The following is a 20,790-nucleotide window of genomic DNA, read 5'->3' as shown; positions in this document are numbered from 1 at the left end:
CGCAGTTCCCCGCGCCCCTGGGCCGACCCACCGACCGGAGGTCAACGTCATGAGTGTCACCGTCCGCATCCCGACCATCCTGCGCACCTACACGGGCGGCAAGGCAGAAGTGAGCGCCGAGGGCGCGAACCTCGGTGAGGTCATCGCCGACCTGGAGAAGAACCACACCGGCATCTCCGCCCGCGTCCTGGACGACCAGGGCAAGCTCCGCCGTTTCGTCAACGTCTACGTCAATGACGACGACGTCCGTTTCGAGCAGGGCCTGGAGACCGCCACCCCCGACGGGGCCGGTGTCTCGATCATTCCCGCCGTCGCCGGCGGCTGACCCGGTCACGCACCGTCCCCGGAATTGCCCCCTCCGCAATAGAAGCGGAGGGGGCAATTCCATGTGGTTGAGCGCGGTACAGTTGGGGAACGCGCTGCCGATCGAGAGATCGGGAGCCCCCGAATTCCTGCCGCGCGCCCGACTAGATGTAGCCAAAGTGTGCGCACTCTTCGCGGCTTTTGTGACTTTTATGCGGCCCGACTTGCCCCGGAATCTGCTGAATTCATGCGATATTCCGGACCGCTCCCGTCCAGAATTCTCGTCCAATTGACCTGTTGCAGAGGGCAGTTGGACAGATACATTCGGCCGCGGTCGACGCGTTCCGGCGCACGCCCCCGCAACCTGGGGGGCGAGGTCTGACCCGGATCCGCGAAGTGCGGGTCTGTGCAAGGGCCAGTAATAGGGGAGTTAGGCATGGCTCAGGGCACCGTCAAGTGGTTCAACGCGGAGAAGGGGTACGGCTTCATCGCGGTCGACGGTGGTGCGGATGTTTTCGTCCACTACAGCGCGATTCAGATGGACGGCTACCGCACCCTTGAAGAAGGCCAGCGGGTCGAGTTCGAGATCTCGCAGGGCCAGAAGGGCCCGCAGGCCGACATGGTCCGCGTCACTGCCTGATCCGCGCGACCACCGCAGCGAACGGTCTTCGTCCGAAGGGCCCGCGTCTCAGGCGCGGGCCCTTCGGCATGCCCGGGAGCCGGTCCGGGGCGTGTTCGCCGGGGGCGGAGCGCGGACGCCGATCCGGGGGAGGCGCTTGCACTCGCAGGGGTCGAGTGCTAATCATTGGCGTTAGCACTCTGAAGGTGAGAGTGACAACGAAGGACCGGGTCGGTGAGGCCCGCAGGCCGGATGGGAAGGAACCACGAGGCCGGCGAGCCGTCCGTCGCGGGCGCGGGCGCGGTCCGAAGGAATCACCCCCAGTCCTGGAGGGACCACTTCACATGGCCAAGATCATCGCGTTCGACGAGGAGGCGCGGCGCGGCCTCGAGCGCGGCATGAACCAGCTCGCGGACGCCGTCAAGGTGACGCTCGGCCCCAAGGGCCGCAACGTCGTCCTCGAGAAGAAGTGGGGCGCGCCCACGATCACCAACGATGGTGTGTCCATCGCCAAGGAGATCGAGCTCGAGGACCCGTACGAGAAGATCGGCGCCGAGCTGGTCAAGGAAGTCGCCAAGAAGACGGACGACGTCGCCGGTGACGGTACGACCACCGCGACCGTCCTCGCCCAGGCCCTGGTCAAGGAGGGCCTGCGCAACGTAGCCGCCGGCGCCAACCCGATGGCCCTGAAGCGCGGTATCGAGAAGGCCGTCGAGGCCGTCTCCGCCGCCCTGCTGGAGCAGGCGAAGGACGTCGAGACCAAGGAGCAGATCGCCTCCACGGCCTCCATCTCCGCCGCCGACACCCAGATCGGCGAGCTGATCGCCGAGGCCATGGACAAGGTCGGCAAGGAAGGCGTCATCACCGTCGAGGAGTCCCAGACCTTCGGTCTGGAGCTGGAGCTCACCGAGGGTATGCGCTTCGACAAGGGCTACATCTCGGCGTACTTCGCCACCGACATGGAGCGTATGGAGGCCGTCCTCGACGACCCGTACATCCTGATCGCCAACTCCAAGATCTCCAACGTCAAGGACCTGCTCCCGCTCCTGGAGAAGGTCATGCAGTCGGGCAAGCCGCTGCTGATCATCGCCGAGGACGTCGAGGGCGAGGCCCTGTCGACCCTGGTCGTCAACAAGATCCGCGGCACCTTCAAGTCCGTCGCCGTCAAGGCCCCGGGCTTCGGCGACCGCCGCAAGGCCATGCTCGGCGACATCGCCATCCTCACGGGCGGCGAGGTCATCTCCGAGGAGGTCGGCCTCAAGCTGGAGAACGCGACCCTGGACCTCCTGGGCCGCGCCCGCAAGGTCGTCATCACCAAGGACGAGACCACCATCGTCGACGGCTCCGGCTCCGCCGACCAGGTCGCCGGCCGGGTCAACCAGATCCGCGCCGAGATCGAGAACAGCGACTCGGACTACGACCGCGAGAAGCTCCAGGAGCGCCTGGCCAAGCTCGCGGGCGGCGTCGCGGTCATCAAGGCCGGTGCCGCCACCGAGGTGGAGCTCAAGGAGCGCAAGCACCGCATCGAGGACGCCGTGCGCAACGCCAAGGCGGCCGTCGAGGAGGGCATCGTCGCCGGTGGTGGCGTGGCCCTGCTCCAGGCCTCCCAGGTCTTCGAGAAGCTGGAGCTGGACGGCGACGAGGCGACCGGCGCCAACGCCGTGAAGCTCGCGCTGGAGGCCCCGCTGAAGCAGATCGCCGTCAACGGCGGTCTCGAGGGCGGCGTCGTCGTGGAGAAGGTCCGCAACCTCACCGTCGGCCACGGCCTCAACGCCGCGACCGGTGAGTACGTCGACATGATCGCCGAGGGCATCATCGACCCGGCGAAGGTGACGCGCTCCGCGCTGCAGAACGCGGCCTCCATCGCCGCGCTCTTCCTCACCACCGAGGCCGTCATCGCCGACAAGCCGGAGAAGGCGGGCGCCGCGCCGGCCGGCGGCGGCATGCCGGGCGGTGACATGGACTTCTGATCGACCCCAGGGTCGATCGAGCGTCCGGTCGTTCGAGGGCGGTGCCCTCTGTCCTTCACGGGACAGGGGCACCGCCCTCGGCGTTTCCCGGCGACCGCCGGGCGGCCCCGGCGGTCACCGGGCACGGGCGGGGTGTGAGCTGGGTCATGGGCGCCGGGGCGGGCGGAATGCCGTGGGCGGGAGCCGTGTTACGCGGAGCGCACGATGAATGCGCGTGCACATACCGACCGGTACTTGCAGAACCGAGGAGCCCCCACGTGACCACCTCCCCCGATGTCGCCGCCCGCGCCGCCGAGATCCTCGCCCGTCCGGCCGCCCTCAACGGCCTGACCCTCCGCAACCGCATCGCGATGGCTCCGATGACCCGGATGTTCTCGCCCGGCGGCGTCCCGGGGGAGGACGTGCGGTCGTACTACGCCCGCCGCGCCGCCGCCGGCGTCGGACTGATCGTGACGGAGGGGACGTACGTCGGCCACCCCTCCGCCGGGCTGAGCGACCGGGTGCCCCGGTTCCACGGCGAGGAGCAGCTCGCGGGCTGGGCGAAGGTCGCCGAGGCGGTGCACGCCGGGGGCGGCGCGATCGTGCCGCAGCTCTGGCACATCGGGACGGTGCGCAAGGAGGGGCAGGCGCCGTACCCCGACGCCCCCTCCCACGGCCCCTCCGGCCTGCGCATCGGTGAGGACGAGCCGACCGCCACGCCGATGACGCGGCAGGACATCGACGACGTGGTCGCCGCGTTCGCGCAGGCCGCCGCCGACGCCGAGCGCATCGGGTTCGACGGCGTCGAGATCCACGGCGCCCACGGCTACCTCGTCGACCAGTTCCTGTGGTCCGGCACCAACCGCCGCACCGACGCCTACGGCGGCGACCCCGTCGCCCGTACGAAGTTCGCGGCGGAGATCGTCGCGGCCGTGCGCGAGCGGGTGTCGGCCGAGTTCCCCGTCATCTTCCGGTACTCGCAGTGGAAGCAGGACGCCTACGACGCCCGGCTCGCCGAGACCCCCCAGGAACTGGAGGCGATCCTCGCGCCGCTCGCCGCCGCCGGTGTCGACGCCTTCCACGCCTCCACCCGCCGCTACTGGCTGCCCGAGTTCGACGGCTCCGACCTCAACCTCGCCGGCTGGACCAAGAAGCTGACCGGCAAGCCCGTCATCACGGTCGGCTCGGTCGGCCTGGACGGCGAGTTCGGCCAGGCGTTCCTCGGCAAGGGTGCCGAACTGCGCGGCCTGGACGACCTCCTTGACCGCTTGGAGCGCGACGAGTTCGACCTCGTCGCCGTCGGCCGCGCCCTGCTCCAGGACCCGCACTGGGCCGAGAAGGTCCTCGCGGGCCGCTTCGACGAACTGGCGCCGTACGACGCCGCGTCGCTGAAGACCCTGAGCTGAGCCCGTTCCCCGGGCGGGCGTAAGGTCCGTGAGATCACCAACTGGCGTACGGCCGGCGGTATCCAGTGAGGAGTGATCGATGACGGACACAGAGGTGGGCGAGGTCGAGGTGCGCACCACCGGCGGCGCGGTGCGCGGCCGGCGGGAGGACGGTCTCACCGTCTTCCGGGGCATCCCCTTCGCCGCGCCGCCGGTCGGCGAGGCCCGGTTCGCCGCGCCCCGCCCGGCCCGGGCGTGGGACGGCGTCCGGGAGGCGTACGCCTTCGGCCCGCCGCCCCCGCAGGACCTGCTGGTCCCCGGCCCGGCGACCGGGTCGGGCGACGGCGACTGGCTGACGGCCAACGTCTGGACGCCCGACGCCGCCCCGGCCGCCCGCCGCCCGGTGATGGTGTGGATCTACGGCGGTGCCTACAAGCTCGGTCACGCCGGCAGCCCCGGTTACGACGCCCGCCGGATAGCGGACGACGGCGACCTGGTCGTCGTCACCTTCAACTACCGGGTCGGCATGGAGGGTTTCGCCCGTATCGAGGGCGCGCCCGCCAACCGGGGACTGCTCGACCAGGTGGCCGCGCTGGAGTGGGTCCGGGAGAACATCGCCGCCTTCGGCGGTGACCCGGATCAGGTCACCGTCTTCGGGGAGTCGGCGGGCGCCGGCTCGATCGCCGCGCTGCTCGCCATGGACCGGGCCCGCGGCCTCTTCCGGCGGGCGATCGCGCAGAGCGTGCCCGGCACGTTCTTCTCCGACCCGCTCGCCCGGGACATCGCCGCCGCCCTCGCCGCGGAGGCGGGACTGCGCCCGACCGTCGCCGACCTCGCGGCCGTCGCCCCGGACCGGCTGGTCGCGGCCGGGCAGACGCTGGCCGCGAAGATGCTCGGCCGCGCCGACCGCTGGGGGCAGGCCGCGCCCACGGTGACGCCGTACGCGCCCGTCGTGGACGGTGACGTCCTGCCCGAACTGCCGTGGCGGGCGGTGGCCGGCGGGGCGGCCCGGGACGTCGACCTGGTCGTCGGCCACAACCGCGACGAGTTCCGCCTGTTCACCGCCCTCGCCGGACAGCTCGGCCGGATCGGCGAGGACCGGGCGACGGCCGCGCTGCGGATGTACGCCCCCGGCGGCGAGGCCGCCTACCGGGCCGCCTTCCCCGACGCGTCCGCCGGCGAGCTGTACGAGAGGGTGCAGACGGACTGGCTGTTCGCCGTGCCGACGATGCGGCTGGGCGAGGCCCAGCTCACCGGCGGCGGCCGGGTCCACGCCTACGAGCTGACCTGGCCGGCCCCCGGCAACGGCGGCGGGCTCGGCGCCTGCCACGCCCTCGACGTGCCCCTGCTCTTCGGCACCTTCGGCGCGGACCTCGGCATCGTGCTCTTCGCCGGGACCGAGCCCGACGCGACGGCGCACGCGCTGTCCGCCCGGTTCCGCGCGTCCTGGACGGCGTTCGCCAGGACCGGCGACCCGGGCTGGCCGGCGTACGACACCGAGCGGCGGCTCGTGCAGGTCCTCGACACCGAGCCCGCCGTCGTCCCCTACCCGGAGGAGACCACCCGGCGCCTGTGGGAAGGGCACGAGATCACCGCGCTGCCGCTGCTCGGCCGGTCGGATCAGGGCATCGGCTCGACGTCCCTGCGGACCGGGGTGCCCCACACGCGCAGCACCTCGTAGTCCGTGAACTCGTGGACGAGGCGGTAGGCGAGCGCGGGGCGGGGACCGCGGCGCTGCGCCGCCAGGTACAGCTCGGCCTCGCGGCGGTCGCGGCGCGGGGTGCCGCACAGCTGCCACGCCCGGCCGTTCCACGCCTCCGGCAGCCAGCGCTGCTGGGGCTGGGGCCGGTCGTCCCGCACCCCGTACCGGGACTGCACCGGCTCGACGGGCCGGGGCCGGGCCGGGCCGCCGCCGTACTCGGCGCGGCGGGCGGACCGGCGCCGGGTCTCGCACAGCAGGCACAGGTCGGGCGCGGCCTCGTCCACCGGCCCGTTGGGGTGCTCGGGGCAGCGGGTGCTGGGGGCGGCCGTCGTGACGCTCTCCTCCAGCAGGTCCAGGGCGCGGCGCAGATCGCCCCGCATCTCGTGGACCTTGGCGTCGGGGGTGTCGGTGGACAGGGCCTCGCCGTGCTCACCGAGGAGACGCAGGGCGCGGCCCAGGGCGGTCAGCTGGGCGTGGTTCATGTCCTTCAGAATCGCACACCGCACCGGCGTCGCCCGGCCCGCGCACCCCGCCCAGCCCGCCGAAGAGGCAGGTCGCCGCGAAACCGACGACGTACCCCGTGAGCAGTCCGCCGCCGTAGACGGCCGCCGTCACCGCCAGGCCCCGGTCCCCGGCGAGCAGCGGGAACAGCGCCCAGCCGGACGGGCCGATGGCCGTGGCGCCGACCTCGGTGCCGAGCATCGCGAAGAGGCCGACGAACGCGCCGCCCGCCGCCCCGCCCACGCACGCCGTCAGGAAGGGACGGCCGAGGGGGAGGGAGACGCCGTAGATGAGGGGTTCGCCGACGCCGAGCAGGCCGGCCGGGAGGGCCGACCTGATGGTGGTGCGCAGGGAGGTGTCGTGGCGCAGCCGGACGTACACCGCGACCGCCGCGCCGACCTGGCCCGCGCCCGCCATGGCCAGCAGCGGCAGCAGGACGGTGTGGCCCTGCTGGTCGATGAGGGTGGTGTGCAGGGGGATCAGCGCCTGGTGCAGGCCCAGCATGACCAGGGGGAGGAAGAGGCCGCCGAGGAGCAGGCCGGCCAGGACGCCGGTGGTGGTCAGCAGCCAGGTCGCGGCCGTGCCGACGGCGGACGCCACCTCGCCGGCCGCGTACATCAGCACGTAGAGGGTGGCCAGGCCGGCGACGAGGACGGTCAGGGTGGGGGTGAGCAGGACGTCCAGGGTGCCGGGGAGGCGGGCCCGGCACCACTTCTCCACCTGGCAGCCGAGCAGCGCCGCCGCGAGCGCGCCGAGGACGCCGCCCTGGCCGGGGGCGAGCGGCGCGCCGAACGCGGTCACCTGGGCGACGCCCGGGTAGACGACGACGGTGGCGACCGCGCCGCCCAGGACCGGGGTGCCGCCGAACTCCTTGGCGGTGTTGTGCCCGACGAACACCGCGATCAGCGCCATGAAGGCGGCGGAGAGCGCCGTGAGCGCCGGGGTGAGGCCGGGCAGCAGGCGCAGATTGCGCAGCAGGCCGGCGACGCCCGCGAGGATGCCGCAGCCGATCAGGGCGGGGATGAGCGGGACGAAGACGTCCGCGACGCGGCGCAGGGCGGCTTTGAGGGGAGTGGCGTTGCGCCGCTTCTGGCGGGCCTTCAGCTCCGCGCCGCGCCGGGCGAGGGCGTCGGCGGAGCCGTCCCGCTCCGCGAGCAGCGCCTCGAACGCCTCTGTCACCCGCCCGACCGTCCCCGGCCCCAGCACCACCTGGTACGACGGGCCGTCCTCCACGACGCCGAGCACGCCGGGCAGGGACCGCAGGTCGGCGTCGTGGACCCGGGTCCGGTCGGCGAGGACCAGCCGGAGCCGGGTCACGCAGTGGGCGACGGAGACGACGTTGGCGGGGCCGCCGACCAGGGGGAGGAGGGCGGTGGCGGTGGCGCGGGGGTCGTTGTGCACCCCCCGAGCCTGCGGCTCACCGCTCCGTCGCGCCCAGCGCGGCGCGCAGCCGGCCGCCGGAGTCCTCCAGAAGGCGGGCAGCCGTCGGGCCGTCCACCCCCGCCAGCAGGATCAGCACCGCCTGCTTGACCTCCCCGCCGGCCGCGTCCAGCGCCCGCTCGATCTCCTCGTCGCCGGCGCCGGTCGCCTGGGCGACGATCCGCCGGGACCGGGCGCGCAGCTTCTCGTTGGAGGCGCGGACGTCGACCATCAGGTTCCCGTAGGTCTTGCCGAGCCGGATCATCGTGATCGTCGACAGCATGTTGAGGACGAGTTTCTGCGCCGTGCCGGCCTTCAGCCGGGTCGAGCCGGCGATCAGCTCGGGGCCGGTGACGACCTCGATGCCGTGCTCGGCGGCGGCGGCCAGCGCGCTGCCCTCGTTGCAGGCCAGTCCCACGGTGAGGGCGCCGCGCGCGCGGGCGTGCGTGACGGCGCCGACGGCGTACGGGGTGCGCCCCGAGGCGGAGACGCCGACCACGGTGTCGTCGGCGGTGAGGGCGAGCGCGTCCAGGTCGGCGCGGGCCAGCCCGGCGGAGTCCTCGGCGCCCTCGACGGAGGTCACCATGGCGTCCGGCCCGCCCGCGATCAGGCCGACGACCTGACCGGGCGCCGTGTTGAAGGTGGGCGGGCACTCGGAGGCGTCCAGCACGCCGAGCCGTCCGGCGGTACCGGCCCCGGCGTAGACCAGCCGGCCGCCGCGCCCCATCCGTACGGCGATGGCGTCGACGGCGGCGGCGATCTCGGGCAGCCGCGCGGCGACGGCGGCGGCGACCCCGGCGTCCTCCCCGTTCATGAGCCGGGCGATGTCGAGCGTCGCCAGCCGGTCGATCCCGGCGAACTCCGGCCGGAACGCCTCGGTGGCCAGCGCGTCGAGCTGGGAGCGGAGGTCAGGGGTGGAAGTCATGCAAGGCGGCCCTTCTCAACGTCGGTGTCGATGATGCCCTCGGGGGCGCGGGGCTGTCTCGCTGTGCGGCCGCGCCGCGTGGGCGTGTCCACCCGGCGGACCCGCGGCCGCCCCCGCCGGTCAAGCCCTGCGGCGCCCCGACCCATGCCGGTGGGCCAACGCCTCGTAGGAGGCCGACAGCGCCGGCCCCGCCGCCGCGTACGTCCGCTGCGCCACCCCCACGAACAGGCAGTCCACCACCAGCAACTGCCCCGTCCGGGAGGACATCGCCGCCGGCCGCAGCTCGCTCTCCCGCGCCGAGGACGTCGTCAGCACATGGTCGGCGTACTGCGTCACCGGCCCGTCCGGCCGCCCGGTGACCGCCACCGTCGTCGCCCCCCGCTCGAACGCCACCCGCAGCGGCTCGATGACGTCCCCGGTCGACCCGGAGTGGGTGATGGCGACGGCGACGTCCCCGGCGCGCAACTGCACCGCGTTGGTGACGGCGAGGTGCGGATCGGAGTGCGCGTGGGCTATCAGCCCGATGCGCAGCAGCTTCTGCGTGAGGTCCTGGGCGACCAGCCCCGACGCCCCGATGCCGTACACGTCGGTGCGCCGCGCGGCGGCCAGCGCGGTGACCGCCGCGCCGAGCTGGGCGGTGTCGAGACCGGCGGCCGTGTCCGCGAGGGTCTGCCGCTCGTCGTGGGCGAGTTTGGCGACGACGCCGGCGATCGGGTCGTCCACCGCGATGTCCGTGGTGATGGCGGGCGCCCGCCCGGACTGCTGGGCCGCGGCGAGCCCGGCGAGGGCGAGGCGCAGGTCCCGGTAGCCGGGGTAGCCGAGCAGCCGGGCGGTGCGGACGACGGTCGCCTCGCTGGTGCCGGTCAGCTCGGCGAGCCCGGTGACCGTGAGGGCGGCGCAGCCGGCCGGGTCCTGCGCGACGGCCTCCGCGACCCGCTGCATGGAGCGGGTCATGGACGGTGCCAGCGTGCGGACCTTGGCCGCGAGGGCGGCGGGCGCGGGCGGCGCGGTCCGCGGTCCGCCGAGCGGCACCCGGCTGGAAGTTTCCTTCACGTCGTCGGTCACCTGTGAAAGATATTTTCGGTCCGGTGTCCGGTCAAGAGTGCGCACAATGGGTGCATGGACACCGTCAGCCCCCTGGAACAGGCGTTGCACGCCGCGCGCGCCCTCGTCCTCGCCGATCTCGTCGCGGCGCACGTCGCCGAGGCGGACGTGGTCTCGCTGGTCGAGGAGTCGGTCGCGCAGCGCCGCTGGTGGGTGGAGCAGTGGCCGGACGGTGCCCCGTTCGTGGCGGGGCTGGTCGCGCAGGACGTGCAGGACGCGCTGCTGGAGCGGTACGGCCGCTGGCCGCTGTGCCCGGTGTGCGGCTCCGGCGGCCCGCACGCGCTGGACATCGCGCCGGAACTGGGCCCCGACCCGCACTGGGTCTGCTCCGAGGCGGGCGTGCGGGTCGCCGCCGTGGGCGCGCTGGGCACGGCCCTGGGCGGCGGTACGGCCACCTCATGAGCGTCTACGTCGATCCGCCGACCTGGCCCGGTCACGGGCGGATGTGGTCCCACCTGGTCAGCGACGTCTCCTACGACGAACTGCACGCCTTCGCCGACCGCCTGGACCTCCCCCGCCGCGCCTTCGACCGCGACCACTACGACCTCCCCGCGCACCGCTACGCGGACGCCGTACGGGCCGGCGCGCGCGAGGTGGGCAGCCGCGAGGTGGTGCGGCTGCTGCGCGCGGCGGGACTGCGCCGGCCCAAGCGCCGGGACCGGCCCGCCGGGGACCGGGAGCGGCCCGAGGGCCGGGAGCCGTCAGCGCCGTAGTTCGAAGGCGAGGGGCTGCCCGTCCGCCGAGCCGTCCGACACCTGCCGGAACCCGGCCCGCCCCACCACCGCCCGCGAGGCGAGGTTCTCCGCCTCGACCAGGGCGAGGACGCGGCTCACCCCGGGCTGCTCCAGCGCCCACGCCGACAGCGCGCGCAGCGCCTCCGTGGCGTAGCCGTGCCCGCGCGCCGCCGGTACGAGGTCGTAGCCGATCTCCACCCGGCCGTCCTCGTCCGGCGCGTCGTGGAAGCCCATCGCGCCGACCGCGAGCCCGTCCGCCCGGCGCACCAGCGCGTACGTCCCCCACTGCGGCCGGTGCGTGCCCGCCTCGTACGCCTTCGCCACCAGGCCCGCGCCCACCCGGGTGCCGTCGGCCGGGCCGTCGCCGGCCCAGTCGAGGCCGCCGTCGCCGCCGAGGGCGAGGTCGCTCGCTGCGGCCGGGGTGACGCCCTCCAGGGTGAGGCGCTCGGTGTCGAGGACGAGGTTGTTGCACCACTTCCACGCGGTCACCGGGGCCCGCCCCGGCAACTCGCCGCGACCGGTGGCCCACAGCAGGGTCGCCCAGGGGTCGGCGGCGGGCCGGACGTGCGGGAAGATCCGGGTCAGGACGTACGCGCACAGGTCGGCGGGCGGCGTGTACGCCACGTCCAGCGCCCGCGCCATGTCGTGGGTGTGCAGCAGCACCTCGGCGACGCCCATCGCGGCGAAGCCGTCCCGGTTCGCGCTGCGGAAGGGGTACGGATGGAAGGCGCGGACCTCGCGCGGCGTGGTCCGGACGGCGGCGGTGAGCAGGCCGCCCATCGCCTCGACGACCCGCAGCGTGCCGTCGTTGCCGGCGCCGTCCTCCAGGACCAGCTCGAACGGCACGTAGCTGTCGGCGGCCCGTCCGGTGAGCTGTCCGGCGTAGGCGACGAGACACTCGGCGACGTGCACCGCCGTGTCCCGGACGCTCCACTCCAGCCCGGCCGCCCGGGCCCCCTCCCAGTCCCGGTCCACCGCCGTCCGCAGCGCCGCCACGGCGCCCGCGACGGCCGACTCCACCTGTTCCCCGCCCTCGGTCCACATGGCGGGCAGGCTACGGCGCCGGGGGACCGTTGGGCGACAGCATTTCCAGCTCGCCGGTGAGGTTGTACCGGGCGGTCGCCTCCCAGGCGCGCCGCCCGTACGGCGTCCGGAACAGCCTCGGCAGCTCCAGGAGTCGGCGCAGGACCGCCGCCCGGCCGGCGCGGAAGGCGTCGTCGGGCACGAAGTGGTACTCCTGCCGGACGGCGGCCGTGTAGGCGGCGTACGCGGCGGGCGGCGCGGCGAGGATCGCGAGGTCGGCGTCGCACAGCACCTGCCCGTTGCGGTCGTCGGGGCCCGGGTCGTGCGAGACGGTGAGCCGGACCAGACGGGCCACCTCGGCGGTCGCCGCCGCCCCCACCCCGGCCTCCGGCAGCGCCCGTCCGGCGAGCCGCGCCGACCGCTCCTCGTTCTCCGACCGCTCCGGCAGGTAGACGGCGTCGTGGAACCAGGCGGCGAGACGGACCAGGTCCGGGTCGGCGGCGTGCTCCTCCAGCACGTCGATGTGGTCGAGGACCGCGGTGAGGTGCTCGACCGTGTGGTAGCGCCGCTGGGGTTCCCGCCAGCGGGCCAGCAGGTCGCCGGCGTACGGCGCGGGATCGGGACCGGCGGCGTCCGCGCCCCGGGCCCCGGTCAGGGCGCGGGCGAAGCGGTCGCGGAGGGTGTCGGGATCGGCCATGCGCCCATTCTCCCGCCACCGGACACGGCCTAGCGTGGAACCATGACGACACCTGCCGATGTGCACGACGTACGCGACCCCGGGCTGCCCGGCCGGCTGCTGGCCGCCGAACGGGACGCGCTGGTGCCGCTGCTGCGGTCCCGGGCCGACGAGGACTGGGCGCTGCCGGTGGCGGCGTGTCCCGGCTGGACCGTGCGGGACGTGCTGGCGCACTGCTCGGCGGCGCTGGCGAGGGTGGTGGAGAAGCGTTTCGAGGAGGGCGTCTTCTCGCCCGGGTCCAACGAGCGCGACATCGCCGAGCGGGCCGGCTGGACGCCCGCCCGGATCATCGACGAGCTGGAACGCGGTATGACGGACGCCGGCCCGGTGATCGCGCGGGCCGGCGGCGCGCTGGACCAGGTGGCGCTGGGGGAGTGGGTGCACGCGGGTGATGTGCGCGTCGCCCTGGGCGAGCCGGGGGCGTACGCCGGGAGCAGCCTGCCGGAGGCGCTGGCGCTGCTCGTCTCGGTCACCCGGGCGCTCGGCCACGTCCCGGTCCACGCCGACCTGGACGACGTGGACGAGCCGCTGAAACTGGGGGAGGCGGACGGCGCGCGCCCGCCGGGCCGCTTCATCGGCGACGCCGCCACCCTCGTACGGCTCTACGCCGGACGGTCGGTCGAGGGCCCCTACGAGCTGGCCGGAGTGGAGGAGCGGGAACTGGTCATCTTCGGGTGAGGCGGTCGGCGTACGCCGGGGGCGCGCGGCCCCGGGGCGCTAGTCTGTTCCGTGATTGGACTAGACCTGTAGCCGCGCCGGTGAAGGCCGGTGAACGCCGACGAATGGGGCCCCATGAGCAAGCGTGCAGTCCTGGAGGTGATCGCCCTCGACGTCGAGGACGCGGTCGCCGCCCGGGCCGGAGGCGCGGACCGCCTCGAACTGGTCACCGACATGGCGGCCGACGGGCTCACCCCCTCGGTCGCGACCGTCCGCGCGATCCGCGCCGCCGTCGACATCGACGTCCGCGTGATGCTGCGGCTCGCGGACGGGTTCGCCGCCGGGGACGTGGCCCGGCTGGTGCGGGTCGCGGGGGAGCTGCGGGAGGCGGGCGCGGACCAGTTCGTGCTGGGGTTCCTCGACGCGGACGGCGATGTCGACCTGGCGGCGGTGGAGCGGCTGGCGGCGGTGCTGGAAGGGTGCCGGTGGACGTTCCACCGGGCCATCGACCGGGCCGCCGACCGGGCCGCGCTGCGCAAGCGGCTAGCGGACTTCCCCGGCCTCGACACGTATCTGACGGCCGGGGCGGCCGGCGGGGTGGACGAGGGGCTGCCGGTGCTGGTCGCCGAGGGGCGGCGGCAGGGCGAGCCGGGGTACGAGCAGCAGCTCCTGGTCGGCGGCGGGCTGCGCCTGGAGCACGTGCCGAAGCTGCTGGACGCGGGCATCGACGGCTTCCACATCGGTGGCGCGGCGCGGCCCTCCGGGTGGGACGGGCCGGTCTCGGCGGACGCGGTCGCGCGCTGGCGGGCGGTGCTGGGGGACGCGGCCTAGGTGTGCTGTGCGGAGAGGTTGGTGACGCGGCCGGCTGGTGGGTGGCCGTCGATGCCGGTGCGGGGTCGGTGGTAGTTGTACCGGTCCGGCCAGTCGGGAAACGCGGCCTGGCGTTCGGCATCCGAGGTGCAGGGCCGGTGGTGGGCCCATTCGTCGGGCAGGGTGCGGTGGAAGCGTTCGGCCTTGCCGTTGGTCTGGGGTCGCCAGGGCCCGGTCCAGCGTGGCCGGTGCGGGCAGGCCATCGCGGACAAGGATGCGGTGCGCGGTGGAGGCGGCGATGCCGCACCGGGCGGCCGGCCGGACGGGGCCGATGCGGTGCTCGCGCCGCAGGCGCACCGCCTGCTGTGCGACCGTGTCGGGCGTCCGGCGCGGGCTGTGGTGGGGGCGGCTGGAGCGGTCGCGCATCCCGGCCGGGCCCAGTTGCCGGTAGCGGCCCGCCCAGCGGGCTGCGGTGGCGTGGCTGACCTGGAAGCGTTCCGCGGCCCGCCGCAGCGGCCGGCCGTCGTCCACGACGCACCGGGCCGGGCGAAGCCGCCCGGTCGGAGTCAGCGGGGCGCTGCGGTGGGACACGAGGGCCTCCTGCGGTCGGGTGCAGATGTCGCAGTCCACACCGACCCCAGAAGGCCCTCACCCGTTCAAGCACCCAGCACGCGTGTCACCAACGTCCCGGGAAGCACACCTAGTGCCCGAACGGCGTGGGCCCCCGGGCACACCGGGCCACCGGGGTGCCGACGCTAGGACAACTGCTCCGGCAACGGCTCCCCGTGCGTCACGATCAGCCCCGACACCGCCCTGGTCAGGCACACGTACAGCCGCCGCAGACCCGTCCGCTCGTCCGGTTCCCCGGCGACCACGGCCCCCGGCTCGTCGAGGACCACGTAGTCGTACTCCAGACCCTTGGCCAGCGACGCCGGGACCAGGGTCAGCCGTACCTCCCGCGTGGTCTCCGCACCCGGCGCGAGATGACCGATCCCGGCCTCCGTCAGCTCCCGCGCCAGCCCGGGCAGCCGGGCGTCCGCGCAGATCAGGCCCACCGACCCCTCCCGGCGCAGCAGTTCCGCGCAGGCCGTGACCGGATCGCCGGCGGCCCGGATCTCGAAGAAGCCGGGGTTCTCCCGGATCGACCGCACCGGCGTCAGCCCCGGCGCGATGTGCGGCAGCAGCCGGGAGGCGTAGGCGATCACGTCCGTCGGCACGCGGAAACCGGCGGTCAGCTCCTCGATCACCGCCCCCTCCTTGCCCAGGTGGGCCAGCGCCTCCGGCCAGCCGCGGGTCGCCCACGGGGTGGTGCCCTGCGCCAGGTCGCCGAGGACGGTCACGGACCCGGTCGTGCAGCGCCGGCCCACCGCCCGGTACTGCATGGGGGAGAGGTCCTGCGCCTCGTCCAGGACGACGTGCCCGAGGGACGGGGTGCGCTCGATCAGGTCGGCCGCCTCGTCGACGAGCACCGCGTCCGCCGCAGACCACCTGGCCGTCCGCACCGACCGGGCCGGCTTCGCCCACAGCACCGCCTTCTGCTCCTCCTCGGTGAGCAGCCCCGCGGCGTGCCCGGCGAGGAACTCCGGCTCCGACAGCAGCCGCAGCACCAGCCTGGCCGGGTCCACGGCCGGCCACACCGCCTTCACGCACGCCTTCACCGCCGCGCTCCGCGCGACCGCGTCCTGCACCCGGTCGTCCGGCGCCTCACCGGCCCGCTCCATCCGCACCAGCACGGCGTGCGCGATCCGCTGCGGCAGGGCCTCCCGGGCGGCGCCGTACCGGATGTCCCGGTCCAGCAACTCCCGTACCAGCTCCTCCACTTCGTACGCGGCCACCCGCCAGCGGCGTGAGCCGCGCACGACGACGACCGGTTCGGCGGGCATCGTGACGTGCGCGTACAGCGCCCGGCGCAGCACCTGGGCCATCCGCGCGTCGCCCTTGACCACGGCGGCCGTCGCGTCGTCCGTGCCGCGCACCTCGACGTGGGCCACCAGGTCGTCGACGGTGGCCTGCCGGACGGCCAGCTCGCCCAGCGCGGGCAGCACCTGCTCGATGTAGTGCAGGAAGGACCGGTTGGGCCCGATGACCAGGGTGCCGGTGCGGGCGAGCCGCTCGCGGTGGGCGTACAGCAGGTACGCCACCCGGTGCAGGCCCACGGCCGTCTTCCCGGTCCCGGGACCGCCCTGCACGCACACCGACCCGGCGAGCCCGGCGCGCACGATCTCGTCCTGCTCGGGCTGGATGGTCGCCACGATGTCCCGCATCGGGCCGACGCGGGGCCGCTCGATCTCCCGCTGGAGCAGCCTGCTGGTGGTGGCCTCCTCGGCGGGGTCGGAGAGCCGCTCGTCCTCGTACGCGGTGATGTCACCGCCGGTGTAGCCGAACCGGCGGCGCAGCGCGACGTCCTTCGGGTCCTTCCTGGTCGCCTGGTAGAAGGCCTGCGAGACCGGCGCCCGCCAGTCGATGACCATCGGGTCGCCGTCCGCGTCGTGCACGTGCCGCCGCCCCACGTAGAAGCGTTCTCCTTCCGCTCCCTCCGCCCGCTCGGCCCCCGGCGCGTGCAGGAAGTCGAGCCGGCCGAAGAACAGCGGGGTGTCGCTGAGGTCGGCCAGCGCCTTGACGCGGTCCTCGATCTGCTTCTCCAGCACGGCGGCGTTCACCCAGTTCGCGGTGACGTCGGAGATGTCGAGGGACTGGACGTCCTCCCGCATGGCCCGCAGCGCGGCCCGCGAGGCGGCCAGGTGGGCGCGTTCCCGGGAGAGGGGACCGGACGGGGAGTCGGACGGGGAGTCGGACCGGGGGTCGTCGTGGACGGACGTGGACAAGGGGGTGCCTCCGGCGGGCCTGGTACGGGCGACGGCGATGCCGTCCGGTTTCCGTCCGGACGGCGGCACTCCGCGGAGGGAGGCGGGCAAGAGCGGAGATTCTAGGCGAGGGACGGGCGGCCGAGCCACCGGATAAGCCGCTGCCCGCCGGATCTCCCGCCCGCGGAACGTCCCCCCGGGCCTCCGGGCGTCCCCCCGCCCGTCGCCGGGGCGTCACCCCTTAAGGGATCGGCTCCTCCGTCCTGAGGGGGACGGCTCCACCCGTGGGCTGAGCGGAGCGGGCCGTGGACTCGGCCCCCGGACCGATGACACCCGTATGTCCGCAATCGCACCATGGAGGCATGAGCGCAGCAACCCTCTCCCCCGCCCCCGCACCGGGCCGCGCGTCCGCTGCCCCGCACCCGGCCGCCGCCCGCCGGCTCACCACCGCCCTGCGCGCCGTCCGGGTCTTCGCGGGCGCGGCCTTCGACGTCGTGGTCCTCGGCGTGGACGAGGACGAGGCGGCCGGCGTCCGCCGCAGACGCTGAGCCGGCCCCGCCCGGACGCCCCGGCTCAGCCCTCGTCCGCCAGCACCTCGTCCGCGTCCATGATCCGGTACGCGTACCCCTGCTCGGCCAGGAAGCGCTGGCGGTGGGCGGCGAAGTCCTGGTCGAGGGTGTCACGGGCGACCACCGAGTAGAAGTGCGCCTGGTGGCCGTCGGCCTTGGGCCGCAGCACCCGGCCCAGGCGCTGCGCCTCCTCCTGCCGCGAGCCGAACGTCCCCGACACCTGCACGGCGACCGTCGCCTCCGGCAGGTCGATGGAGAAGTTGGCGACCTTCGACACCACCAGCACATTGATCTCGCCCTGCCGGAACGCCTCGAACAGCTTCTCCCGCTGCGCGTTCGACGTCTCGCCCTTGATGACGGGCGCGCCCAGGTGCTCGCCCAGCTCGTCGAGCTGGTCGATGTACTGCCCGATGACGAGGATCTGCTGCCCGGCGAAACGCCGCACGATCGCCTCGGTCACCTTCCGCTTGGTCGCGGTGGTCGCGCAGAAGCGGTACTTCTCCTCCGCCTCGGCGGTGGCGTACGCCAGCCGCTCCGACTCGGTCAGGTTGACCCGGACCTCCACGCAGTCGGCGGGCGCGATGTACCCCTGCGCCTCGATCTCCTTCCACGGCGCGTCGAACCGCTTCGGCCCGATGAGCGAGAACACGTCCGACTCGCGGCCGTCCTCCCGCACCAGCGTCGCGGTCAGCCCCAGCCGCCGCCGGGCCTGGAGGTCGGCGGTGAACTTGAAGACCGGCGCGGGCAGCAGGTGCACCTCGTCGTAGACGATCAGACCCCAGTCCCGGGAGTCGAACAGCTCCAGGTGCGGGTAGACGCCCTTCCGCCGGGTGGTCAGCACCTGGTACGTGGCGATGGTGACGGGCCGGATCTCCTTCTTCGTCCCGCTGTACTCGCCGATCTCGTCCTCGGTCAGCGAGGTGCGCTTGACCAGCTCGTGCTTCCACTGCCGGGCGGAGACCGTGTTGGTGACGAGGATCAGCGTCGTCGACTTGGCCTGCGCCATCGAACCGGCCCCGACCAGCGTCTTCCCCGCGCCACAGGGCAGGACGACGACGCCGGACCCGCCGTGCCAGAAGTTCTCCACCGCCTGCTTCTGGTACGGGCGCAGCGCCCAGCCGTCCTCGGCCAGCTCGATCGGGTGCGCCTCGCCGTCCACGTACCCGGCGAGGTCCTCGGCCGGCCAGCCCAGCTTCAGCAGCGTCTGCTTGATCTGCCCGCGCTCGGAGGGGTGCACGGCCACCGTGTCGGGATCGATGCGGTGGCCGACCAGCGGGGCGATCCGCTTCGACTTCAGCACCTCCTCCAGGACGGGCCGGTCGGTGGTGGTCAGCACCAGCCCGTGCGCCGGGTGCTTGCTCAGCGTCAGCCGGCCGTAGCGGTCCATCGTCTCGGCGATGTCGACGAGCAGCGCGTGCGGCACGGGATAGCGGCTGTACTGCACCAGCGCGTCCACGACCTGTTCGGCGTCGTGCCCGGCCGCCCGCGCGTTCCACAGCCCGAGCGGCGTCACCCGGTAGGTGTGGATGTGCTCCGGCGCCCGCTCCAGCTCGGCGAAGGGGGCGATGGCACGGCGGCAGTCGCCGGCCAGCTCATGGTCGACTTCCAGGAGCAGCGTCTTGTCGGACTGGACGATCAGCGGACCATTCACGGGCGGCACCCTCTCGCGTGCGTACGGCCGACGGCGGTGGGACGGATCGGCCAAACGTCCAGTGTGCCTGATCGCGGGGGTGGGACAGGCCGGTCCGGGCGTTCCGTGCGGCGTGAGTCCTACTGGATGTCTATTCATCCCAACGTGTGGTCCGACGTCCGCTTCCCCCGAATGGTCCTGGAAAATGGGCCACTGTGCCCACCGTGCAGAACACCCCGATGCCGACTCTCGGCTACGCCCTGTTCGCCACCCGCTGGCTTCAGGCCCCGCTGTACTTCGGACTGGTCGCCGCGCAGGGGGTGTACGTCTACAAGTTCTTCAACGAGCTGTGGGTGTTACTCCTGCGCTGTGTGAGCGGCCGGGCGACCGAGACCTACGTGATGCTCGCGGTGCTCAAGCTGGTCGACGTCGTCATGATCGCCAACCTGCTGATCATGGTCATCGTCGGCGGTTACGAGACCTTCGTCTCCCGCATCGGCCTCCAGGGCCACCGCGACCAGCCGGAATGGCTCAGTCACGTCAACTCCAACGTGCTGAAGGTGAAACTGGCCACCGCCATCGTGGGCATCTCCTCCGTGCACCTGCTCCAGATGTTCGTCGACGTGCACCACACCTCCCGGCACGCACTGCTGTGGGGCACGGTCATCCACATGGCGTTCATCGTCTCGGCGGCGATCCTCGCGTACATGTCGGGGCCGATGGCGCGCCGGGCCGAGCGCGCCCACCCGGCCGAGCGCGCCCACCCGGCCGAGCAGCCGTCGCCGGAGGCGCCCCGGGTGACCGCTCCCGCCGCCACCCCGTTCCCCGCCCAGCGGCAGGCCCTGGACGCCGGGCCGCCCGCGCGGGAGGCGGCGGGGGCGGAGGACCGGGTGCGGGAGGCCGGTTTCCCGATGCGCCGGCTGCTGGAGGAGTTCGACGAGAGCCATCCCCGCGTCTACGACCGGGAGACCGTCGCCCGGCTCGGCAAGCTGGACTTCGTCACCGCCCGGCAGAACGCGGTGTTCGTCGGCCCGCCCGGCACCGGCAAGACGCATCTCGCCGTCGGGCTCGGCGTGCGCGCCTGCCAGGCCGGGCACCGGGTGCTGTTCGCGACCGCCGCCGAGTGGGCCGCCCGGCTCGCCGGGGCCCGCGCGGCCGGCCGGCTCGCCGAGGAGCTGACCGACCTCGACGCCTGCTCCCTGCTGATCGTCGACGAGGTCGGCTACACCCCCCTCGACCCGGCGGCCACCGCCCTCCTCTTCCGGCTGGTCGCCCACCGTTACGAACGCGGCTCGCTGATCGTCACCGGGGACCGGCCGCCCGCCCGCTGGGACGAGGTCTTCGCCGGTCCCTCGGTCGCGGCGATGGTGGACCGCCTGGGCCACCACGCCGAGCTGGTCCGCGTCGACGGCGACAGCTACCGCACCCGCCGGGCTACCGCAGCGTGGGCAGAGCGAGGTTGTTGAGCAGCGGCCCCTCGACGCTGATCAGCTCCCCGTTGGCCGGGGCCGCGGCGGACGTGCCCGGCAGCGGGAGGGGCAGCGCGGCGGCCTCGGGGACGAGCACGCCGAACAGCGCGGCGGCGGTCACCAGGGCGGCGACGGAGACGGCGACGGCGGTACGGGCGGAGACGGGGCGTTCGGGACCCATGGCGGATATCCGGCCTTTCGCGTACGGCTGAGCGGACGGGAGACGGGAGACAGCGGGCGGGAGACGGGAGACAGCGGACGGGAGACGGGGGACACGGCGACGGGAGACGGCGGGGAGCGGGCCGGCCCCGGGGGGACGGCCGGCCCGCGTCACCGGGGCGGGCGGCTCAGAGGGTCAGGCCGCCGCCCAGATCGATGCCGATGGCGGCGGCCTCGGCGGTCAACGCCCCCAGCAGCGCGGCGGTGGTGGTCAGGACGGCGGCGAGTCGGC

The 20,790-nt window shown here is 74.0% G+C and carries 20 protein-coding genes and 1 pseudogene; 11 read left to right on the top strand and 10 right to left on the bottom strand.

From position 1 onward, the window contains the following. Positions 1-49: 49 nt before the first annotated feature. The 5 genes from Sdagh_RS19395 to Sdagh_RS19375 all read left to right on the top strand — a co-directional run bounded on the left by Sdagh_RS19395 (position 50) and on the right by Sdagh_RS19375 (position 5,937). Complete coding sequence (locus tag Sdagh_RS19395) at positions 50-325, top strand: MoaD/ThiS family protein (protein ID WP_189414446.1); 276 nt, start codon at positions 50-52, stop codon at positions 323-325. 414 nt (positions 326-739) lie between these two features. Continuing rightward, positions 740-943 (top strand): cold-shock protein, encoded by a 204-nt coding sequence (locus Sdagh_RS19390; protein WP_004986573.1) that lies wholly within the window; start codon positions 740-742, stop codon positions 941-943. 323 nt (positions 944-1,266) lie between these two features. Further along, positions 1,267-2,892 carry a chaperonin GroEL gene (groL, locus tag Sdagh_RS19385; protein ID WP_189414447.1) on the top strand — a complete coding sequence of 542 codons (1,626 nt, stop codon included), beginning with the start codon at positions 1,267-1,269 and terminating at the stop codon, positions 2,890-2,892. A gap of 257 nt (positions 2,893-3,149) precedes the next feature. After that, positions 3,150-4,277, top strand: coding sequence for an NADH:flavin oxidoreductase (locus Sdagh_RS19380; RefSeq protein ID WP_226535447.1), 1,128 nt, complete (start codon positions 3,150-3,152; stop codon positions 4,275-4,277). A 79-nt stretch (positions 4,278-4,356) separates the two neighbouring features. Next, on the top strand, positions 4,357-5,937 hold the full coding sequence (locus tag Sdagh_RS19375) for a carboxylesterase/lipase family protein (protein WP_190076648.1): 1,581 nt from the start codon (positions 4,357-4,359) through the stop codon (positions 5,935-5,937). On the opposite strand, the gene Sdagh_RS19370 is transcribed toward Sdagh_RS19375, so the two are convergent. The 4 genes from Sdagh_RS19370 to Sdagh_RS19355 form a co-directional block, all read right to left on the bottom strand. Next, on the bottom strand, positions 5,877-6,440 hold the full coding sequence (locus Sdagh_RS19370; RefSeq protein ID WP_190008908.1) for a hypothetical protein: 564 nt from the start codon (positions 6,438-6,440) through the stop codon (positions 5,877-5,879). The genes Sdagh_RS19375 and Sdagh_RS19370 overlap by 61 nt on opposite strands. Next, positions 6,388-7,860 (bottom strand): PTS transporter subunit EIIC, encoded by a 1,473-nt coding sequence (locus tag Sdagh_RS19365; RefSeq protein ID WP_190076647.1) that lies wholly within the window; start codon positions 7,858-7,860, stop codon positions 6,388-6,390. Before Sdagh_RS19365 ends, Sdagh_RS19370 begins: the two co-directional genes overlap by 53 nt. 16 nt (positions 7,861-7,876) lie before the next feature. Then, positions 7,877-8,803 carry an N-acetylmuramic acid 6-phosphate etherase gene (gene murQ, locus Sdagh_RS19360; protein ID WP_189414452.1) on the bottom strand — a complete coding sequence of 309 codons (927 nt, stop codon included), beginning with the start codon at positions 8,801-8,803 and terminating at the stop codon, positions 7,877-7,879. Positions 8,804-8,923: 120 nt separating this feature from the next. Next, positions 8,924-9,868 (bottom strand): MurR/RpiR family transcriptional regulator, encoded by a 945-nt coding sequence (locus Sdagh_RS19355; RefSeq protein WP_190076646.1) that lies wholly within the window; start codon positions 9,866-9,868, stop codon positions 8,924-8,926. 54 nt (positions 9,869-9,922) lie between these two features. Between Sdagh_RS19355 and Sdagh_RS19350 the strand changes: the two genes are divergently transcribed. Both Sdagh_RS19350 and Sdagh_RS19345 read left to right on the top strand, forming a co-directional pair. Beyond that, positions 9,923-10,309: a DUF8819 family protein gene (locus Sdagh_RS19350; RefSeq protein ID WP_189414454.1), complete on the top strand. Its 387-nt coding sequence runs from the start codon at positions 9,923-9,925 to the stop codon at positions 10,307-10,309. Beyond that, entirely contained in the window at positions 10,306-10,620 is a 315-nt protein-coding gene (locus Sdagh_RS19345; protein WP_190076645.1) for a DUF4031 domain-containing protein, read from the top strand. Before Sdagh_RS19350 ends, Sdagh_RS19345 begins: the two co-directional genes overlap by 4 nt. Here Sdagh_RS19345 and Sdagh_RS19340 read toward each other — a convergent pair. Together Sdagh_RS19340 and Sdagh_RS19335 are read right to left on the bottom strand one after the other, a co-directional pair. Beyond that, a complete protein-coding gene (locus Sdagh_RS19340) occupies positions 10,609-11,685 on the bottom strand; it encodes a GNAT family N-acetyltransferase (RefSeq protein ID WP_190008912.1) in 1,077 nt (358 codons plus the stop codon). The two genes, Sdagh_RS19345 and Sdagh_RS19340, sit on opposite strands and share 12 nt — an antisense overlap. 10 nt (positions 11,686-11,695) lie before the next feature. Beyond that, a complete protein-coding gene (locus tag Sdagh_RS19335) occupies positions 11,696-12,361 on the bottom strand; it encodes an HD domain-containing protein (protein WP_189414457.1) in 666 nt (221 codons plus the stop codon). Between the two features lie 42 nt (positions 12,362-12,403). Between Sdagh_RS19335 and Sdagh_RS19330 the strand changes: the two genes are divergently transcribed. Next, positions 12,404-13,078 (top strand): maleylpyruvate isomerase family mycothiol-dependent enzyme, encoded by a 675-nt coding sequence (locus tag Sdagh_RS19330; RefSeq protein ID WP_189414458.1) that lies wholly within the window; start codon positions 12,404-12,406, stop codon positions 13,076-13,078. Between the two features lie 114 nt (positions 13,079-13,192). Then, positions 13,193-13,888, top strand: coding sequence for a copper homeostasis protein CutC (locus tag Sdagh_RS19325; RefSeq protein ID WP_190076644.1), 696 nt, complete (start codon positions 13,193-13,195; stop codon positions 13,886-13,888). Here Sdagh_RS19325 and Sdagh_RS19320 read toward each other — a convergent pair. Continuing rightward, positions 13,885-14,458, bottom strand: a pseudogene (locus Sdagh_RS19320) (integrase core domain-containing protein). The gene Sdagh_RS19325 and the pseudogene Sdagh_RS19320 sit on opposite strands and share 4 nt — an antisense overlap. 164 nt (positions 14,459-14,622) lie before the next feature. Beyond that, the gene (locus tag Sdagh_RS19315; RefSeq protein WP_226535444.1) at positions 14,623-16,692 is read right to left on the bottom strand and encodes a HelD family protein; all 2,070 of its coding nucleotides are present in this window, start codon (positions 16,690-16,692) and stop codon (positions 14,623-14,625) included. Positions 16,693-17,033: 341 nt separating this feature from the next. Here Sdagh_RS19315 and Sdagh_RS19310 point away from each other — a divergent pair, with 341 nt between their 5' ends. Continuing rightward, the gene (locus Sdagh_RS19310) at positions 17,034-17,219 is read left to right on the top strand and encodes a hypothetical protein (protein WP_189414460.1); all 186 of its coding nucleotides are present in this window, start codon (positions 17,034-17,036) and stop codon (positions 17,217-17,219) included. Positions 17,220-17,244: 25 nt separating this feature from the next. On the opposite strand, the gene Sdagh_RS19305 is transcribed toward Sdagh_RS19310, so the two are convergent. Then, the gene (locus Sdagh_RS19305; RefSeq protein WP_189414461.1) at positions 17,245-18,891 is read right to left on the bottom strand and encodes a DNA repair helicase XPB; all 1,647 of its coding nucleotides are present in this window, start codon (positions 18,889-18,891) and stop codon (positions 17,245-17,247) included. 218 nt (positions 18,892-19,109) lie between these two features. Between Sdagh_RS19305 and istB the strand changes: the two genes are divergently transcribed. Continuing rightward, positions 19,110-20,336 (top strand): IS21-like element helper ATPase IstB, encoded by a 1,227-nt coding sequence (gene istB, locus Sdagh_RS19300; RefSeq protein WP_189414800.1) that lies wholly within the window; start codon positions 19,110-19,112, stop codon positions 20,334-20,336. Here the strand turns inward: istB and Sdagh_RS19295 are convergent. After that, on the bottom strand, positions 20,305-20,520 hold the full coding sequence (locus tag Sdagh_RS19295; RefSeq protein WP_189414462.1) for a hypothetical protein: 216 nt from the start codon (positions 20,518-20,520) through the stop codon (positions 20,305-20,307). The two genes, istB and Sdagh_RS19295, sit on opposite strands and share 32 nt — an antisense overlap. Between the last annotated feature and the right edge of the window lie 270 nt (positions 20,521-20,790).

Origin of the sequence: Streptomyces daghestanicus (assembly GCF_020521275.1) — a bacterium.
GTDB lineage: Bacteria > Actinomycetota > Actinomycetes > Streptomycetales > Streptomycetaceae > Streptomyces > Streptomyces griseoviridis.
This window is presented reverse-complemented; position numbering and strand designations above follow the sequence as displayed.

What these genes read in the sequence shown, in the direction of transcription:
- Sdagh_RS19395 (WP_189414446.1), top strand. Translation starts at nt 50, where the DNA reads ATGAGTGTCACCGTCCGCATCCCGACCATCCTGCGCACCTACACGGGC.
- Sdagh_RS19390 (WP_004986573.1), top strand. Translation starts at nt 740, where the DNA reads ATGGCTCAGGGCACCGTCAAGTGGTTCAACGCGGAGAAGGGGTACGGC.
- groL (WP_189414447.1), top strand. Translation starts at nt 1,267, where the DNA reads ATGGCCAAGATCATCGCGTTCGACGAGGAGGCGCGGCGCGGCCTCGAG.
- Sdagh_RS19375 (WP_190076648.1), top strand. Translation starts at nt 4,357, where the DNA reads ATGACGGACACAGAGGTGGGCGAGGTCGAGGTGCGCACCACCGGCGGC.
- Sdagh_RS19370 (WP_190008908.1), bottom strand. Translation starts at nt 6,440, where the DNA reads ATGAACCACGCCCAGCTGACCGCCCTGGGCCGCGCCCTGCGTCTCCTC.
- murQ (WP_189414452.1), bottom strand. Translation starts at nt 8,803, where the DNA reads ATGACTTCCACCCCTGACCTCCGCTCCCAGCTCGACGCGCTGGCCACC.
- Sdagh_RS19350 (WP_189414454.1), top strand. Translation starts at nt 9,923, where the DNA reads ATGGACACCGTCAGCCCCCTGGAACAGGCGTTGCACGCCGCGCGCGCC.
- Sdagh_RS19345 (WP_190076645.1), top strand. Translation starts at nt 10,306, where the DNA reads ATGAGCGTCTACGTCGATCCGCCGACCTGGCCCGGTCACGGGCGGATG.
- Sdagh_RS19340 (WP_190008912.1), bottom strand. Translation starts at nt 11,685, where the DNA reads ATGTGGACCGAGGGCGGGGAACAGGTGGAGTCGGCCGTCGCGGGCGCC.
- Sdagh_RS19335 (WP_189414457.1), bottom strand. Translation starts at nt 12,361, where the DNA reads ATGGCCGATCCCGACACCCTCCGCGACCGCTTCGCCCGCGCCCTGACC.
- Sdagh_RS19330 (WP_189414458.1), top strand. Translation starts at nt 12,404, where the DNA reads ATGACGACACCTGCCGATGTGCACGACGTACGCGACCCCGGGCTGCCC.
- Sdagh_RS19325 (WP_190076644.1), top strand. Translation starts at nt 13,193, where the DNA reads ATGAGCAAGCGTGCAGTCCTGGAGGTGATCGCCCTCGACGTCGAGGAC.
- Sdagh_RS19310 (WP_189414460.1), top strand. Translation starts at nt 17,034, where the DNA reads ATGAGCGCAGCAACCCTCTCCCCCGCCCCCGCACCGGGCCGCGCGTCC.
- istB (WP_189414800.1), top strand. Translation starts at nt 19,110, where the DNA reads ATGCCGACTCTCGGCTACGCCCTGTTCGCCACCCGCTGGCTTCAGGCC.
- Sdagh_RS19295 (WP_189414462.1), bottom strand. Translation starts at nt 20,520, where the DNA reads ATGGGTCCCGAACGCCCCGTCTCCGCCCGTACCGCCGTCGCCGTCTCC.